Here is a 16,599-nt window from a genome sequence, read left to right as displayed (position 1 = left end):
AACGACGCCGCACCTGCCTCGCGAGAAGTCACCGAACCGGGGATGCCGCCGATCTGGCTCCGCCAGTCGGCAGGCATCGCCCCCTGGGGGGTGACGCCGAAGGCGGCGCGGGGGGAGCGTCATCGGACCATGCAGGGCTTCTTGTTGTCGAACTTCCAGCCCGGGATCAGGTACTGCATGGCCATCGCGTCGTCGCGCGCGCCCAGGCCGTGCTGCAGGTAGAGCTGGTGGGCCTTCTCGACCTCGGGCATGTCGATCTCAATGCCCAGGCCGGGCTTCTTCGGTACCTGCACGTAGCCGCCTTCGATCTTGAGCGGGTCCTTGGTCAGGCGCTGGCCGTCCTGCCAGATCCAGTGGGTGTCGATGGCCGTGACCTTGCCCGGGGCCGCCGCGCCCACGTGGGTGAACATGGCGAGCGAGATGTCGAAGTGGTTGTTGGAATGGCTGCCCCAGGTCAGGCCCCAGTCGCGGCAGGTCTGCGCCACGCGCACGCTGCCGGCCATGGTCCAGAAATGCGGGTCGGCCAGCGGGATGTCCACGCTTTGCAGCGCCAGCGAATGCGCCATCTGGCGCCAGTCGGTGGCGACCATGTTGGTGGCGGTGGGCAGGCCGGTGGCGCGGCGGAACTCGGCCATCACCTCGCGGCCGCTGAAGCCCTCTTCGGCGCCGCACGGGTCTTCGGCGTAGGCCACCACGCCGCGCATCTTGTGGCCCAGGCGGATCGCGTCTTTCAGCAGCCAGCCGCCGTTCGGGTCCAGCGTCACGCGGGCCTCGGGGAAGCGCTCGTGCAGCGCGGTCACGGCCTCCACCTCGGCGTCGCCCGCGAGCACGCCGCCCTTGAGCTTGAAGTCCTGGAAGCCGTAGCGCTTCTGCGCCGCCTCGGCCAGGCGCACCACGGCCTCGGGCGTCATGGCCGCCTCGTGGCGCAGGCGGCACCAGTCATCGGCGTTGTCGGGTTCGCTCGCGTAGGGAAGGTCGGTCTTGTTGCGGTCGCCGACGAAGAACAAATAGCCCAGCATCTGCACCGCATCGCGCTGCTGGCCTTCGCCCAGCAGGGCCGCGACGGGCACGCCCAGGTGTTGTCCCATCAGGTCCAGCAGGGCCGACTCCACGGCAGTGACGGCGTGGATGGTGGTGCGCAGGTCGAAGGTCTGCAGGCCGCGCCCGCCGCTGTCGCGGTCGGCGAACTTTGCGCGCATGGCGTTGAGGATCGCCTGCAGGTTGCCGACGGTCTGGCCTTCCACGAGCGGCCGTGCGTCCTCCAGCGTCTGGCGGATCTTCTCGCCGCCCGGCACCTCGCCCAGGCCGGTGTGGCCCGCGTTGTCGGTGACGATGACGATGTTGCGCGTGAAGAAGGGCGCGTGCGCGCCCGAGAGGTTGAGCAGCATGCCGTCCCGGCCGGCGACCGGGACCACACGCATCGACTGGACGATCGGTGCGGTCATGGTGAACTCAATCTGCCTTGATGCCACGCGATGTGATCAGCTTCTGCCAGCGCGCGAATTCGCTGGCCTGGAAGGCCGCGAACTGCTCGGGGGTGTTGAGCACCAGTTCAAAGCCCAGCTCCAGCAGCTTGCCGTTGACCTGCGGGTCCTTGAAGGTGCTGACGATGGCCTCGTGCACGCGCTTCTTCACGTCGGCCGGCAGACCCTTGGGTGCGGCCACGGCTTGCCAGGACTGCACGTTGGCATCCTTCACGCCGCTTTCCTCCAGCGTGGGCACGTCGGGCAGCAGCGGCGAGCGCTTGGCGCTGGTGATGGCCAGGGCGCGCAGCTTGCCGGCCTTGATCTGCGGCATGGCGGTGTTGATGTTCATGAACGACGAGTCCACCTGGTTGCCCAGCAGGTCGCTCATCACCGGGCCGCCGCCCTTGTAGGGCACGTGCACGCCGCTGGTGCCGGTCTGCTGCCAGAAGAGTTCGGCCGTCAGATGGTCGCTGCTGCCGTTGCCCGAAGACGCAAACGTCATCTTGCCTGGGTTGGCCTTCACGTAGGCGATCACGTCGGCCATCGACTTGTGCGCCGAGACCGCGGGCACCACCAACACGTTGGGCGCCTGCACCACCACGGTGATGGTGTCGAAGTCCTTGAGCGCGTCGTAGCTCACCTTGAACAGGTGCGGCGCGATCACGAAGGGGCCGAGCGAGGAGACGAACAGGGTGTGGCCGTCGGCCGGCGCGCGCGCCACGTGCGCCGCGCCGATGGTGCCGGTGGCACCGGCCTTGTTTTCCACCACCACCGTCGCGCCGCCACCCAGCTTCTCGGGCAGCTTGCCCGAGAGCGTGCGCGCGATCAGGTCGGTGGAGCCGCCGGGCGGGAAGGGCACGACGAGCGTGACCGGTTTGTCGGGCCAGGCGAAGGCGCTGGAAAGGGAGAGTGCCGCGGTGAGCGCGCACAAGAGCTTTTTCATGTCGATGTCTCCGGAGATTCAGAAAAGGAGCGGCCCGGGCGGGCCGCCGCGGGGTCGATCACTCGAGGGTGATCTTTTCGTCTTTCACGATCTTGGCCATGGCCGGGATTTCGGCCTTCATCCAGGCGCCGAACTCGGCCGGGCTCATGTTGGAGGGCTCGGCGCCCAGGGTCTGCAGCTTCTCGCGCACCTCGGGCAGGGCGGTGATGCGCTGCACCTCGGCATTGAGCTTGTCGACGATCGCCTTGGGCGTTCCGGTGGGGGCCAGCAGGCCCTGCCAGCTGCCGGTGTGGAAGCCGGGCGCCGTTTCACCCACGGCGGGCGTGTTCGGCAGTTCGGCAAAGCGCTGGGCGCTGGAGACCGCCAGCAGCTTGATCTTGCCCGCCTTCACGTGCGGGTAGGTGGCCACCATGCCGTTGAAGGTGACGTCGATGTGGCCGGCGATCAGGTCGCTCATGGCCTGCGAGCCGCCCTTGTAGGGCACATAGTTCCAGCGGATGCCGTTGCGCTGCGCGAACTGCACGCCCGCCAGGTGCGTCGCGCTGCCCATGCCCGCGGCGGCGGCGAAGTTCAGCTTGCCCGGCTGCGACTTGGCCAGGGCCACCAGTTCCTGCGTGGAGTTCACCGGCAGCGCGCTGCTGACCACGAGCAGGTGCGGCGAATAACCCACCATCGCGACCGGGGCGAAATCGCTCATCACATTGAACGGCAGCTTGTACAGCGAGGGGCTGATCACCAGGTTGCCAACGTCCATCAGCAGCAGCGTGTGGCCGTCGGGTGCCGACTTGGCCACCAGGTCGGCGCCCAGGTTGCCGCTGGCACCGGCCCGGTTTTCCACCAGCACCGATTGACCCAGGGACTCCGTGAGCTTGATGCCCAGCAGACGGGCCAGCACGTCGGACGTGCCACCGGCCGGGAAGGGCACCACGATCCGGATGGGTTTGCTGGGGTAGCCGGCCCCCTGTGCCAGGGTCTGGCTGCCGGTGAGCGCCAGCAGCGAGGCGGCGATGGCGAGGGCGAATCTGCGTTTGTGCATGTCGGGCTCCTGTCGAAAAAAAGAAGTCCGCTTCCGTCAACCCCTGCCGGGGCTGGTGAAAAGAGACGGTTGAAAAACCCGCCGGCCCCGCGGGCCGCCGGGTTTTATTGCGGCCCCAGCGCGTCGATCAGCGCTTTGAGCTGTTCCATCTCGGCGGGCTTGAGTTCGGTCAGCGGTGCGCGCACCGGCCCGGCCGTGTGGCCCACCAGGGTGGCGCCGGCCTTGACGATGCTCACGGCGTAGCCCTGTGCCCGGTTGCGGATCTGCAGGTAGGGCATGAAGAACTGCTTGAGCAGCTTGTGTTGCGTGGCCATGTCGTCGGTGCGCACGGCCTCGTAGAAGTCCATCGCCGTCCTGGGGATGAAGTTGAAGACGGCGGACGAATACACCGGTGTGCCCAGTGCCTTGTAGGCCGCGGCGTAGACCTCGGCCGTGGGCAGACCGCCCAGGTAGGCGAAGCGCTCGCCCATCTTCATGTGGATGCTGGACATGAGCTCGATGTCGCCCACACCGTCCTTGAAGCCGATCAGGTTGGGGCAGCGATCGGCCAGGATGGCCAGCGACTCGGGCGTGAGCTTGCAGACGTTGCGGTTGTAGACGATGACGCCGAACTTCACGCTCTTGCACACCGCTTCCACGTGCGCGATCAGACCTTCCTGGCAGGCTTCTGTCAGGTAGTGCGGCAGCAGCAGGATGCCGTGGGCGCCGGCCTTTTCGGCCGCCTGCGCGCACTGGATGGCGAAGCGCGTGGGGCCACCGGCGCCGGCGATGATCGGCACCTTGCCGCGGCAGGTGTCCACCGCGGTCTGGATGATGCCGAGGTACTCCTCGCCGGTGAGCGAGAAGAACTCGCCCGTGCCGCCGGCGGCGAACAGCGCGGTGGCGCCGTAGGGCGCCAGCCACTCCAGGCGCTCGGCGTAGGCCCGGGCGTTGAAGTCGCCGTTGGCGTCGAAGTCGGTCAGCGGGAACGACAGCAGACCGGAGGACATGACCTGCTTGAGGTCCTGGGGTGTGTATTGCATGGTGGGCTTTCTTGTGTGAACAAAGAAGAGGTCAGAAGCGCGGTTGATGACCGGTGAATGAGGGGTCGTACTTGCGCATCTGCGCCAGGTCGTCGCGGTTGCGGATGGGGGTGCGCAGGTAGTTGTCGTGCAGGCGGGCCAGGGCCTCGCGGTCGATGGCCACGCCCAGGCCGGGGGTGGTGGTCACGCGCAGGCTGCCGTCTTCAAATTTCAGGCGCCCGCCCTGTACCACCTCGTCGTCCTGCCAGGGGTAGTGCGTGTCGCAGGCGTAGGACAGCTGCGGCACCGAGGCCGCCAAGTGGGTCATGGCCATCAGGCTGATGCCCAGGTGCGAGTTCGAGTGCATGGACAGGCCCAGGCCGAAGGTCTCGCACATCAGCGCCAGGCGCTGCGTGGCGCGCAGCCCGCCCCAGTAGTGGTGGTCGCTCAATACGATCTTCACCGGGCAACCCATCTCGGCGTTGCGGCGGAATTCCTTCAGATCGGTCACCACCATGTTGGTGGCCAGCGGCACGTCGCACGCCGCGGCGACGGCGGCCATGCCGTCCAGGCCTGGGGCCGGGTCTTCGTAGTACTCCAGCACGCCGCGCAGCTGCTCCACCACCTTCAGGCTGGTGGCTACGGTCCAGTTGGCGTTGGGGTCGATGCGCAGCGGCGCGCCGGGGAAGGCCTGGGCCAGCGCCAGCATCGCGGCCACCTCCTGTTCGGGCGGCAGCGCGCCGGCCTTGAGCTTGATGCTCTTGAAGCCGTACTGGTCGATCATGCGGCGCGCCTGCGCCACCATCTGTTCGGGCGCGATGCCTTCGCCAAACGGGTCGGGCGCGTAGGGCTTCTCGATGTGCTCGGCGTACTTGAAGAACAGGTAGGCGGAAAAGGGCACGGCCGGGCGCGCGGCGCCGCCCAGCAGGTCCACCACCGGCGCGTTGGCCAACTGGCCCTGCAGGTCCATCATCGCGACCTCGAAGGCGCTGATCACCTTGGCCACGGTCTTGGACACGTGGGTGCCCGGCGCCAGCGAGACCTGCTGGCCCAGGAACTCCGACTCGGACATCTGCTTGGGCGCCACCAGCGCGGTCACTCGGGTGTCCATCTCGTTCAGCGCCCAGGGCGAGAGCCCGACCAGCGCGGGCGCGGCCTTGGCCAGCGCCTGCAACATGGGCAGGTCGCCGTAGCTCTCGTTGATGCCGACCAGGCCCGAGTCGGTCTCGATCTCGATGATCGAGCGCAGGGCCCAGGGCTCGTGGATGCCCGCCGCGTTGAGCAGCGGCGGGTCGCGGAACGCGATGGGCGTGATCCGGACGTGGCGGATGGCGTGCGAGGTCATCACTTCACGTCCAGCACGGCCGGCAGCCACAGCGACAGCGCGGGGATGTAGGTCACCGCGATCAGCACCAGCAACAGGGCGCCGAAGAAGGGCATGAGCGCCTTGACCACCTGCTCCATCGGCAGCTTGGCCACGGCGGCCCCCACGAACAGCACACCACCGACCGGCGGGGTCAGCAGGCCGATGCCCAGGTTGACCATCATGATCATGCCGAAGTGCACCGGGTCGACGCCGATGCTGGTGATCACCGGCAGAAGGATGGGCGTAAGGATCAGGATCAGCGGCGCCATGTCCATCAGCGTGCCCAGCACCAGCAGCAGACCGTTGATCAGCGCCAGGATCACGTAGCGGTTGTCCGACAGCGATGTCAGCGCCGCGGTGATCTTCATCGGGATCTGCATCAGGGTCATGATGTAGCCGAAGCTCGCGGCGAACGCGATCAGGATCATGACGATGGACAGGGTCTTGACCGTGCGGTGGACCAGCTTGGGCAGCTCGTTCCATTTGTAGTCGCGGTAGATGAACATGGTCACGAAGAAGGCCCAGAGCACCGCGATCGACGCCGACTCGGTGGCGGTGAACACGCCGCTGAGGATGCCGCCCAGGATGATGATCATGGTGGCCAGGCCCCAGAGCGCGTCGGCGCAGATCTTCAGCGCCTGGCGCAGCGGGATCACGTCACCCTTGGGGTAGTTGCGCTTGCGCGCCATGTAGAGGCACATGATGGCCAGTGTCAGTCCCAGCAGCAGGCCCGGCAGCACACCGGCGATGAACAGCGCCGCGATGGAGACCGTGCCGCCTGCGGCCAGCGAGTAGATGACCGCGTTGTGGCTGGGCGGGATCAGGATGGCCTGCACCGAACCGCTGACGGTGACGGCGGTGGCGAAATCGCGCGGGTAGCCCTTCTTCTCCATTTCGGGGATCAGCACGGTGCCGACCGAGGCGGTGTCGGCCATGGACGAACCGGAGATGGCGCCGAAGAAGGTGGAGGCCAGGATGTTCACCAGCGACAGCCCCCCTTGGATGAAGCCCACCAGCACGTTGGCGAAGGCCACCAGGCGCCGCGCCATGCCGCCTTCGGCCATGATGGCGCCGGCCAGCACGAAGAAGGGAATCGCGAGCAGCGAGAACTTGTTGACGCCGTTGGCGACCGCGATCATCACCGCGTCCAGCGGGATCTCGATCCACCAGGCGCCGATCAGTGCGGCCATGCCCATGGCGTAGGCCACGGGGGTGCCGATCAGGATCAGCACGAGAAAGCTTCCAAGCAGGACCCAGGCTTCCATCACGCAGCTCCTTCTGCGTCGGCCGCGACGCTTTCGTGGTCGAAGGTGACGACCGCGCGCTGGCGCTGGTCACCCAGGAGGATGTGCTCGAGCACGAACAGCGCGGTCACGGCGCCGCCGATGGGCACGGGCAGGTAGGTGAAACCCACGGGCATCCAGGGCAGTTCGGGAATGGACTGCCCCCAGGTGCCGATGCACAGCTGGATGCCGTACCAGAGCATGAACAGGCTGACCAGCAGCATCAGCACATGCACCACCGCACGCAGCGGGGGTTGAACCGACGACGGCAGGCGCTGCGTGATCATTTCGACGGCGATGTGGCCCCCGGCGCGGTAGCTGCACGAGGCGCCGAGGAAGGTGAACACCACCATCAGCAGAATGGAAATCGGTTCGGGCCACTGCGAACCCGTGCCCAGCACGTAGCGCGAAAAAATGCCCCAGGGAATGAAGATCGACATGCAAAAGATGCAGGCCCCCGCGACCCAGATGCAGGCCAGGTAGACCGAGTCGAGAAGGCGCGAAACAGGGTGTCCGCTGTGAGATGAGTGGCTCATGAACAAGCTCTTGAGTGAAACAGGGGGGCGGCCAGCTGGAGGTGAGGCAGCGCGTGCGTCCAGCACACACCGAGGAACCGGCTTCGCCGGGCCTCTGGTGTGGTCCCCCCTTCGGGGGGAAGCCGCGGAGCGGCGCAGGGGGGATTTACTTCACAGCAGCGATGCGGTTCATCAGATCCACGTGCTTGGCGCCGTACTTGGCGCGCACCGGCGCGGTGGCGTCGTAGAAGGGCTTGTTGTCGATGTTGATGAATTCGACGCCGGCGGCCTTGAGCTTGGCGGTGTACTCGGCCACGCTCTTGTCCCACAGCTGGCGCTGTTCCAGCTGGGCTTCACGCGCCAGCTTCTTCACCAGGGTCTGGTCGGCGGGCGTGAGCTTGTCCCAGGCCACCTTGGACATCACCAGGATCTCGGGAATGATCAGGTGGTTGGTCTGGCTGTAGTACTTGGCCGGGGTGTTGTAGTGGTTGGCGGTGAAGTAGCTCGGCGGGTTGTTCTCCGCGCCGTCGATCACACCGGTCTGCAGCGAGGTGAAGACTTCGCCGTAGGCCATGGCGATGCCGTTGCCGCCCATGGCGTTCATGGTGTCCACGAACAGCGGGTTGCCCATCATGCGGACCTTCTGGCCCTTGAGGTCGGCGGGCGTGCGCACCGGCTTTTTGGTGTAGAGGCTGCGGGCGCCACCGTCCATCCAGCCCAGAGCCACCAGGCGGGCCGGGCTGGCCGTCACCTTGGCCAGCAACTCGTCACCCACGGCGCCGTCGATCACCGCACGCATGTGGGCCACGTCGCGGAACACGAAGGGCATGTTGAACACGTCCACCTCGGGCACCACCGGGCCGATCACGCCCAGCGAGATGCGGGCCATCTGGATCGCGCCCAGCTGCACCTGCTCCACGGCTTCCTTCTCCTGGCCCAGCACGGCGCCCGGGAAGGTCTGGATCTTGATGCGGCCCTGGGTGGCGGCGTCGAGCTTCTTGCCCATGCTCTCGACAGCGGCCACGGTGGGGTAGCCGGCCGGGTGGGTGTCGTGCGACTTCAGCACGGTCTGTGCCTGGGCGCTCAGGGGCAGCAGGGCGGCCATGGCCATGCTCAGGATCAGTCGGCGATGCGTTTTCATGATGTCTCCGTTGGGTTTGAATGAACGAGGTGAAAGCTGCCGCGCTTGCGTCAGATGGCGCAGCGCGGTTCGTCCAGGCCCCTCAAGCCTGGACGCAGTGCAAACACGCCACCGGCCAGCGGCTGGTCGGCGAGATCGCCGCCGGGCCGGATGGAGGTGACGAACAAGGTGCCCTGGCCGGTGCCGCCAAAGGCGCACATGGCCGGTTTTTTCACCGGAACGGCCAGCGAGCGGTCGAGCCGGCCGTCGGGCGTGAAGCGGTGCACCAGGCCGGCGTCGTTGCCGCAGATCCAGTAGCCGCCCTCGGCGTCCACCGCGGCGCCATCGGGCCGGCCGGGCAGGGGCTTGAAGTCGATGAAGACGCGCCGGTTGTGGGGTGTGCCGGTGTCCGTGTCGTAGTCGAAGGCCCAGACGGTCTGCACGTTCGGGTGCGAGTCCGAGAGGTACATCGTGCGGCCGTCGGGGCTGAAGGCCAGGCCGTTGGGCGTGATGAAGCCGGTGTCCAACGGACGTGGTGGCGTGCCGTCCAGCGCATACAGGCTGCCGGCCGGAGCCGCGAGCGCCATGTCGGCCACCATGGTGCCGGCGCGAAAGCGGCCCTGGCGGTCGCAGCGGCCGTCGTTGAAGCGCATGCCGGCTTGCGGGTGCGTGACGCGGGCGATCCATGCGCTGTCCACCGAACCGTCGTCCTGCGGGGTGAGGCGCGCCACGCCGCTTTCCATGGCCGCGATCCATTGGCCGTGGGGCAGGGCGTCACTGCCTTCGGCCAGGGCGATGCAGCCGGTCTGCTCGGGTGTGGGCCAGGAGCGCGCCGCGCCGGTGGTGGCGTTCCAGCACCACAGGGCCCGGCCCGGAATGTCCACCCACCACAGGCAGCCACGCACGCCGTCCCAGACGGGGCTTTCGCCCACGCCGTTGCGCGCGTCGAGCACCAGTTCGGCTTGTGTGTGGGTGGTCATGGGTTGATCGGTGCGGGTTGCGTGAGCGGTGGCTTCGGCCAGGACACCGCCGGGCCGGCTTTGCCGGACGGCTGGTGTCGCCCCCTGGAGGGGGTGACGCCGAAGGCGGCGCGGGGGTGTTTCATGCTTTCACGAAACCACCACCCTGATAAATGGCGGCGGGGTCGTTCAGATCCGGCGCGCTGGTGCGGGCGTACACCGCTTCGCGGAACACGTCCGAGCTGTCCTGCGGCACGTAGCCGATGTGGCGCGCGCGGCTGTTGTCCCACCAGGTCACGGCGTTGTCCGACATGCCGAACACGATGCTGTGCCCCAGCACCGGGGTGGACAGGCAGGCGCTGATGAGGCGGTGCAGGTCGTCAAAGCTCAGCCAGGTGGCGAGCATGCGGCGGTCGCGCGGTTCGGGGAACGAGGAGCCGATGCGCACGCAGGCGGTCTCGATGCCGTGGCGGTCGAAGTAGAAGCGCGAGAGGTCTTCGCCAAAGGCCTTGCTCAGGCCGTAGAAGCTGTCGGGGCGGGCCGGGTGGTCGGCGGTGATGGTCTCGCTCTGCTTGTAGAAACCGGTCACGTGGTTGGAGCTGGCGAACACGATGCGCTTGACGCCGTGCTGGCGCGCCGCCTCGTAGAGGTGGTAGGCGCCCAGGATGTTGGCCTGCAGAATGGCGCCAAACGGGGCCTCCACCGAGATGCCGCCCAGGTGCACGATGGTGTCGCAGCCGGCCACCATGGCGTCCACTTCGGCGGCGTTGGCCAGATCGGCCAGCACGATCTCTTCGCCCGGCTGGGCTTCGCCAAAGGCCGACTTGTCAGACAACCTCAGCACATCGCAGTTCGCCTTGAGCCGCTCGCGCAGGGCCGTTCCCAGGCCGCCCGCAGCCCCGGTGAGCAGCAGTCTGTGGTGGGTTTTCATAGGGGTTTCCATGGATATCTGGCTTTTTTCGAGAAGGGCTTGGACACGCGACCGGGTGTTTGCTACAGTTCACTGATGTTTTGTTGTCTGTCATACGTTGTCTGACAACTGAGCGAATTGTGTGAACCCGGGTGGGTCCTGTCAAGGAAAAAAGAATGCTCTCCGTGAAAACCCTAGGTGATGCCCTGATGCCCGCCGCCCCGGAGCCGGTGGTCCAGCGCCCGCGCCGCCAGCGCGGGCTGGTGCCCGAGATCGTCGAGGCGCTGGGCGGCGACATCCGCGAAAGCCGCCTGCGGCCGGGCGACAAGCTGCCCACGGAGTCCGAGCTGATGGGCCGTTTCGACGTGAGCCGCACCGTGGTGCGAGAGGCGATTTCGCGGCTGCAGGCTTCGGGCCTGGTGGAAACGCGCCACGGCATCGGCACCTTCGTGATGGCGCCGAGCGAGGCGCAGGCCAACTTCCGCATCGCGCCCGAAGACTTCGCCACCGTGGCCGACGTGATCTCGCTGCTGGAGCTGCGCATCAGCCTGGAGAGCGAAGCCGCCAGCCTGGCCGCCCAGCGCCGCGACGACACCCACCTGCAGAACATGGCCGCCGCGCTGGCGGCGTTCGAGCTGTCGATCCACGGCGACTCCGACGCCGTGCCCTCCGACTTCCAGTTCCACATGGAAGTGGCGCGCGCCACCGGCAACCGCCACTTCGCCGACCTCATGACCTACCTGGGCACCATGATCATTCCGCGCACCCGCGTCAACACCGCCAACAGCGCACCCGAAGGCCGGCTGGCCTACCTGCAGCGGGTGCACCACGAACACGAGGCCATCTACCACGCGATCCGCGCGCGCGACGCCGACGCCGCACGCGCGGCCATGCGCACCCACCTTTCCAACAGCCGCGAGCGCCTGCGCCGCGCACAGCCCGAAGGGGCGTGAAGCACCCCCGCCGCGCTGCGCGCGACCCCCTCAAGGGGGGCGGCCCGGCGGTGCCTTGAGTTGTACCTTGAACCTTCGTTACCATCCCGCGTTTCTCTTTTCTTTCAAACCCATGACCACCCTGCTGCAATCCTTCAACGCGCGCACCGGCGCGCCCCATCAAGAAGCCCTGTCCGCCTCGTCCAGCCAGGACATCGACGACAGCGTGGGCGCCGCGCACCAGGCGTTTGAGGTCTGGGGCAGCAGCAGCGGGGCGCAACGCGCGGCCCTGCTGCGGGCGCTGGCCGAAGCGCTCGAAGCCGATCGTGAGGCCCTGGTGGCCTGGGCCGACCTGGAAACCGCGCTGGGGCCGGTGCGCCTGAGCGGCGAGCTCGACCGCACCACCTTCCAGCTGCGCCGTTTCGCCGACCTGGCCGAGCGCGGCGTGCCCTTCGAAACCCTGGACGATCCCGCCGTCGCCGGCGGGCCGCCCGTGGGCCACCCGGCCATGGTGCGCCAGCGCGTGCCGCTGGGGCCGGTGGCCATGTTCGCCGCCAGCAACTTCCCGTTCGCGTTCTCCGTGCTTGGTGGCGACACCGCTTCAGCGCTGGCCGCGGGCTGCCCGGTGGTGGTGAAGGCCCACCCGGGCCATCCGCTGCTGTCGCGGCGCGTGTTCGGCCTGATCCAGCAGGTGCTCCAGGCCCAGGGCCTGCCGGCCGGGCTGGTGGGCATGGTGCAGGGGGCCGGCGTTGAGGTGGGCGTGGAACTGATCCGCCACCCGCTGATCGCCGCCGGTGCCTTCACCGGCTCCACGCGCGGCGGCGCGGCGCTGCAGGCCGAGGCCAACGCCCGCCCGCGCCCGATCCCGTTCTACGGCGAACTCGGCTCCATCAACCCGGTGCTGGCCCTGCCCAAGGCGCTCGCCGCCCGGGGCGCCGAACTGGCCACCGCGCTGGCCGGTTCCATCGCGCTGGGTTGCGGCCAGTTCTGCACCAACCCGGGCCTGATCGTGCTGCTGGACGGTCCCGAGTCGGACGCCTTCGTCGAACAACTGACCCAGGCCCTTTCGACCCAGAAACCCCACCCCATGCTCACCGCGGGCATGAAGCGCGCGTTCGACGCCGGTGTGCGCCAGATGATGGACCAGGGCGCGCAGGCGCTGCTGGCGGCCCAGGGCGCCGCGCCAGCGCCCGGCCCGCACCTGCTGCAGGTGAGCGCGGCGCGCTTCCTCGAACGCACCGCCCTGCGTGAAGAGGTGTTCGGCCCGGCCAGCCTGATCGTGCGCGCGACCAGCCAGGCCGAGCTGCTGGAGGTGCTGGCCGCGGTGGGCGGCAGCCTCACGGTGACGCTGTGGGGCGTGGACGACGACACCCCCGAGAACCGCGCCCTGGTGCGCGCGGCCACCGCCATCGCCGGGCGCGTGCTGTTTGCCGGCGTGCCCACCGGCGTGGCCGTGACCGCCGCCCAGCAGCACGGCGGCCCCTGGCCCGCGTCCAGCGCCCCCATGACCACCTCAGTGGGCGACGCCGCGCTCGACCGCTTCCTGCGCCCGATCAGCCTGCAGGACGCACCTGCCTGGCTGCTGGCGCGGCAGGGCGTTCCCTGCTGAGCGGCGAGGCGTTCAAGGGGGCCGGCATGGGGTTTTTGCGCAGCCTGGTGGGGCGGCGCACGAACCCGGTCCGTGCGCGCCCGCAGGGTTCAATGCAAGGAATGCATCGGTTCCACGATCGGCAACGCGTACTCCCGCCCGACGAGGGCGCGGGCGCCCAGGTAAGCGTTCTTCAAGCGCTCGGAAAGTTCATCCAGGTGCACTTCGCCGCGGGCGTCGCACGGCACGGAAACGCCGCGGCCGGGATGGAACAGCGATGCGAAGAGCAACCGGTGTTCGCATGGGTTCGAGGGAGAGGTCATATCGGTCTCCTGTACTGAGCGGCTACCCGTGTTCACCGGGGTCCGTACCCACTGCCGCGGGCCCCGTTTGCCTTCAGTCGCTCAGCCAAGGCACAGCTGAATTTTCGGCATCCTCCAACGAAGCCAAACGCTGGAAAGCGCCGTCGAATTCGGGCTTTTCTTCCGTTCTCACGCACCCCGCGCCATAGGGTGGTTCACCGCGCGGCGCGCGTCTGTTTGTCAGCGCACAGACGCACGTTAGAAGGGCCGGTAAGTTCACCTCATTCCTTTGGCCCATGCGGCCGGGGGGATGACCCGGCGGTGGTTTTTTGTCACCCGGGCGGCGGCACGGTGCTGCACGAACTGGAGTGAACCCATGCTGAAAAAGAAGGTGGTGCTCGTCACCGGTGCGGCCTCGGGCATCGGCAGGGCGGTTGCGCTCTTGGCGGTGCGCGAAGGCGCGTGCCTGGTGCTGTCGGACATTGCCGCCGAGGCCGGTCTGGAAACCACCGCCTTGGCGCAGGCCCAGGGCGGTGAGGCCATATTCGTGGCGACCGACGTGGGCCATGCCGAAGAGTGCCAGGCCCTGGTGTCTCAGGCCATGGCGCACTACGGTCGCCTTGACGTGGCCGTCAACAACGCCGGCATCGGCGGCGTGGCCGCGCCGCTGGCCGACTACCCGCTGGACGCCTGGGCGCAGGTGATCAACACCAACCTCAACGGCGTGTTCTACGGCATGCGCGCGCAGATCGCCGCCATGCTGTTGCACGGGGGCGGCGCCATCGTCAACGTGGCGTCCATCCTGGGCGCGGTCGGCTTTGCCACCGCGTCGGCCTACACCGCGGCCAAACACGGCGTGGTCGGGCTCACCCAGGCGGCCGCGCTCGAATACGGCGCCCAGGGCGTGCGCATCAATGCCGTCGGCCCCGGCTTCATCCACACGCCCATGATCAGCGGTCTCGAAGAAGACCCCGCCGTCAACGCCATGCTGGTCGCGGCCCACCCCATCGGGCGCCTGGGCCGGGCCGACGAGGTGGCCGAGCTGGTGCTCTGGCTCGCGTCCGAGCGCGCGTCCTTCGTCACCGGTGCGTACTACCCGGTGGACGGCGGTTACCTCGCGCGCTGAGCCCCTCTTTTCCTTCACCGTTGCGGACCCGCACACCATGGCCTCACGCCCCCACACCTTCCAGCTCGCCACTGCCCTGGCCACTTTGGCCGCCTTGACCCTGGCGGGCTGCGACAGGCCGCCCGAAGCGGTGGCACCACCGGCCCCGGAGATCACGCTGGGCGCCCAGGTGGACGATGCCGTCATCACCTCGGGCGTCAAGTCGGCGCTGGTGGCCGATCCGCGGGTCAAGGGCTTTGACCTGCAGGTCGAAACCCGCAAGGGCGTGGTACAGCTCAGCGGCTTCGTGGACAGCCAGGCCCAGATCGACCAGGCCGTGGCGCTTGCGCGCACCGTGACCGGTGTGACCGAGATCGAGAACAGCGTGAGCCTGAAGGGCGTGCCCAGCACCGCGGGCACCAAGATCGAAGACGCCACCGTGACCGGCCGCGTCAAGACCGCCTTGCTCGCCGACCCCGACATCAGGAGCTTTGACATCAGCGTGCTCACCCACAAGGGCGAGGTGCAGCTCACCGGCTTCGTGAACAGCCAGGCCCAGATCGACCGGGCCGTCCAGATCGCCGCTGCCACCGAAGGCGCCAGCAGCGTCAAGAACGGGTTGCTGATCAAGCAGTGAACCTGTGAACACAACGACCCGCCACCCCACCAGGAACCCCACCATGACCACTCCCCACCCACTCACCTCCGTTGCCACCCTGCGCAGCCAGGCGCGCAAACACCTGGAGCGCGGCGCCGTGACGGCCGGCTACAGCGCCGACCGCAACCAGGTGCTCAAGCTGCTCAACGAAGCGCTGGCCACCGAGATCGTGTGCGTGCTGCGCTACCGGCGCCACCACTTCATGGCGCGGGGCATCCACGGCCAGAGCGTGGGGGCTGAGTTCCTCGCGCATTCGGTGGAAGAGCAAGGCCATGCCGATCTGCTGGCCGCGCGCATCGTGCAGCTCGGCGGCGAGCCCGACTTCTCGCCCGACAGCCTGAGCGAACGCAGCCACGCCGAATACGTGGCCGGCGATACGCTGACGCAGATGATCCAGGAGAACCTGGTGGCCGAGCGCATCGCCATCGACAGCTACCGCGACATGGTCCAGTACCTGGGCGACCAGGACCCCACCACCAGCGTGCTGCTCAAGCAGATCCTGGCGGTGGAAGAAGAACACGCCGACGAGCTGGCCGACCTGCTCGAAGGCATGAACGGCTGAAGCAACCCCCGCAGCGCTTCGCGCTACCCCCCCCAGGGGGGCGGCACTGGCCGTCCGGCAAAGCCGGCCCGGCGTGCCCTGGGCTGAGCCACCTCATGCCCACCAGCGCGACGCTCCGGCGCCATACATATGACGCCATGAGCGAATCGTGCAGCAAGACCCGGCACGCTGCGGACTTGAGCCCAAGCCGCTACAGTTCGCCCAAGCGGGGCATGGTGTCCCGCAGCCCCGCGTGGGCACAGGAGGCGTTTCGCATGGCGTGGCTGGTTCTGGGGCTGGTTCTGTTTCTGGGTGTGCACACCGTGTCCATCGTCTCGCCCACCGGGCGCAACCAGCTCGCGCAGCGCATGGGCGAGCACACCTTCAAGGGCCTGTACGCGCTGGTCGCGTTCGTGGGCCTGGGGCTCATCGTCTGGGGCTACGGGCTGGCGCGCGAAGCGCCGGTGCTGCTCTACGCCCTGCCCAGCGGTTTTCGGCACCTGGCCGCGCTGCTGATGCTGCCGGTGTTCGTGCTGCTGTTCGCGGCCTACCTGCCCGGGCGCATCAAGAGCGCGACGAAACACCCCATGCTGCTGGCCGTGAAGCTGTGGGCCCTGGCCCACCTGCTGGCACAGTCGGCCACCGGTGGCACGCTGGCCGACGTGCTGCTGTTCGGCGGCTTTCTGGTCTGGGCCGCGGCCGACCGCGTCTCGCTCAAACGCCGCGCCGCCGCCGGTCTGCTGCGCAGCCTGCCGCTGGGGCCGGCGCGGGCGCGCAACGACGTGATCGCGCTGGTGGGCGGGCTCGTGGTTTATGGGGTGTTCGTGCTCTGGCTGCACGCCTGGCTGTTCGGGGTGCGGCCGTTTGGCTGAGC

The 16,599-nt window shown here is 68.2% G+C and carries 17 protein-coding genes; 6 read left to right on the top strand and 11 right to left on the bottom strand.

Annotated features, from left to right (window positions below; translation table 11 throughout):
• Positions 1 to 119: 119 nt before the first annotated feature.
• From gudD to KIH07_RS23200, 10 genes are all read right to left on the bottom strand, one after another.
• Entirely contained in the window at positions 120 to 1,445 is a 1,326-nt protein-coding gene (gene gudD / locus KIH07_RS23245; protein ID WP_226494215.1) for a glucarate dehydratase, read from the bottom strand.
• Between the two features lie 7 nt (positions 1,446 to 1,452).
• Positions 1,453 to 2,409 (bottom strand): Bug family tripartite tricarboxylate transporter substrate binding protein, encoded by a 957-nt coding sequence (locus KIH07_RS23240; RefSeq protein WP_226494214.1) that lies wholly within the window; start codon positions 2,407 to 2,409, stop codon positions 1,453 to 1,455.
• Positions 2,410 to 2,467: 58 nt separating this feature from the next.
• Positions 2,468 to 3,445, bottom strand: coding sequence for a Bug family tripartite tricarboxylate transporter substrate binding protein (locus tag KIH07_RS23235; RefSeq protein ID WP_226494213.1), 978 nt, complete (start codon positions 3,443 to 3,445; stop codon positions 2,468 to 2,470).
• A 104-nt stretch (positions 3,446 to 3,549) separates the two neighbouring features.
• Positions 3,550 to 4,467 (bottom strand): 5-dehydro-4-deoxyglucarate dehydratase, encoded by a 918-nt coding sequence (kdgD, locus tag KIH07_RS23230; RefSeq protein ID WP_226494212.1) that lies wholly within the window; start codon positions 4,465 to 4,467, stop codon positions 3,550 to 3,552.
• Positions 4,468 to 4,498: 31 nt separating this feature from the next.
• Positions 4,499 to 5,794: a glucarate dehydratase family protein gene (locus KIH07_RS23225; protein WP_226494211.1), complete on the bottom strand. Its 1,296-nt coding sequence runs from the start codon at positions 5,792 to 5,794 to the stop codon at positions 4,499 to 4,501.
• Positions 5,791 to 7,077: a TRAP transporter large permease gene (locus tag KIH07_RS23220; protein ID WP_226494210.1), complete on the bottom strand. Its 1,287-nt coding sequence runs from the start codon at positions 7,075 to 7,077 to the stop codon at positions 5,791 to 5,793. Before KIH07_RS23220 ends, KIH07_RS23225 begins: the two co-directional genes overlap by 4 nt.
• Positions 7,077 to 7,631, bottom strand: coding sequence for a TRAP transporter small permease (locus tag KIH07_RS23215; RefSeq protein WP_226494209.1), 555 nt, complete (start codon positions 7,629 to 7,631; stop codon positions 7,077 to 7,079). The genes KIH07_RS23220 and KIH07_RS23215 overlap by 1 nt, the downstream gene beginning before the upstream one ends.
• A gap of 145 nt (positions 7,632 to 7,776) precedes the next feature.
• Positions 7,777 to 8,751 (bottom strand): TRAP transporter substrate-binding protein, encoded by a 975-nt coding sequence (locus tag KIH07_RS23210; protein WP_226494208.1) that lies wholly within the window; start codon positions 8,749 to 8,751, stop codon positions 7,777 to 7,779.
• Between the two features lie 50 nt (positions 8,752 to 8,801).
• Positions 8,802 to 9,710: an SMP-30/gluconolactonase/LRE family protein gene (locus tag KIH07_RS23205; RefSeq protein ID WP_226494207.1), complete on the bottom strand. Its 909-nt coding sequence runs from the start codon at positions 9,708 to 9,710 to the stop codon at positions 8,802 to 8,804.
• 121 nt (positions 9,711 to 9,831) lie between these two features.
• Entirely contained in the window at positions 9,832 to 10,620 is a 789-nt protein-coding gene (locus KIH07_RS23200; RefSeq protein ID WP_226494206.1) for an NAD-dependent epimerase/dehydratase family protein, read from the bottom strand.
• A gap of 155 nt (positions 10,621 to 10,775) precedes the next feature.
• Between KIH07_RS23200 and KIH07_RS23195 the strand changes: the two genes are divergently transcribed.
• Both KIH07_RS23195 and KIH07_RS23190 read left to right on the top strand, forming a co-directional pair.
• Positions 10,776 to 11,552, top strand: coding sequence for a FadR/GntR family transcriptional regulator (locus tag KIH07_RS23195; protein ID WP_413465790.1), 777 nt, complete (start codon positions 10,776 to 10,778; stop codon positions 11,550 to 11,552).
• 112 nt (positions 11,553 to 11,664) lie between these two features.
• Positions 11,665 to 13,140, top strand: a complete 1,476-nt coding sequence (locus tag KIH07_RS23190) for an aldehyde dehydrogenase (NADP(+)) (protein ID WP_226494806.1) — start codon at positions 11,665 to 11,667, stop codon at positions 13,138 to 13,140.
• A gap of 89 nt (positions 13,141 to 13,229) precedes the next feature.
• On the opposite strand, the gene KIH07_RS23185 is transcribed toward KIH07_RS23190, so the two are convergent.
• Positions 13,230 to 13,442, bottom strand: a complete 213-nt coding sequence (locus tag KIH07_RS23185) for a hypothetical protein (RefSeq protein WP_226494205.1) — start codon at positions 13,440 to 13,442, stop codon at positions 13,230 to 13,232.
• 355 nt (positions 13,443 to 13,797) lie between these two features.
• Here KIH07_RS23185 and KIH07_RS23180 point away from each other — a divergent pair, with 355 nt between their 5' ends.
• The 4 genes from KIH07_RS23180 to KIH07_RS23165 all read left to right on the top strand — a co-directional run bounded on the left by KIH07_RS23180 (position 13,798) and on the right by KIH07_RS23165 (position 16,597).
• Positions 13,798 to 14,547: an SDR family NAD(P)-dependent oxidoreductase gene (locus KIH07_RS23180; RefSeq protein ID WP_226494204.1), complete on the top strand. Its 750-nt coding sequence runs from the start codon at positions 13,798 to 13,800 to the stop codon at positions 14,545 to 14,547.
• A 37-nt stretch (positions 14,548 to 14,584) separates the two neighbouring features.
• On the top strand, positions 14,585 to 15,163 hold the full coding sequence (locus KIH07_RS23175) for a BON domain-containing protein (RefSeq protein WP_226494203.1): 579 nt from the start codon (positions 14,585 to 14,587) through the stop codon (positions 15,161 to 15,163).
• A gap of 43 nt (positions 15,164 to 15,206) precedes the next feature.
• Entirely contained in the window at positions 15,207 to 15,746 is a 540-nt protein-coding gene (locus KIH07_RS23170; RefSeq protein WP_226494202.1) for a ferritin-like domain-containing protein, read from the top strand.
• Between the two features lie 254 nt (positions 15,747 to 16,000).
• The gene (locus KIH07_RS23165) at positions 16,001 to 16,597 is read left to right on the top strand and encodes an NnrU family protein (RefSeq protein WP_226494201.1); all 597 of its coding nucleotides are present in this window, start codon (positions 16,001 to 16,003) and stop codon (positions 16,595 to 16,597) included.
• The last annotated feature ends 2 nt before the right edge of the window (positions 16,598 to 16,599 follow it).

This window comes from Hydrogenophaga taeniospiralis (assembly GCF_020510445.1).
Taxonomy (GTDB): domain Bacteria; phylum Pseudomonadota; class Gammaproteobacteria; order Burkholderiales; family Burkholderiaceae_C; genus Hydrogenophaga.
The sequence above is the reverse complement of the archived record's forward strand: the minus strand, read 5'-3'. Positions and strand labels throughout refer to the sequence as shown.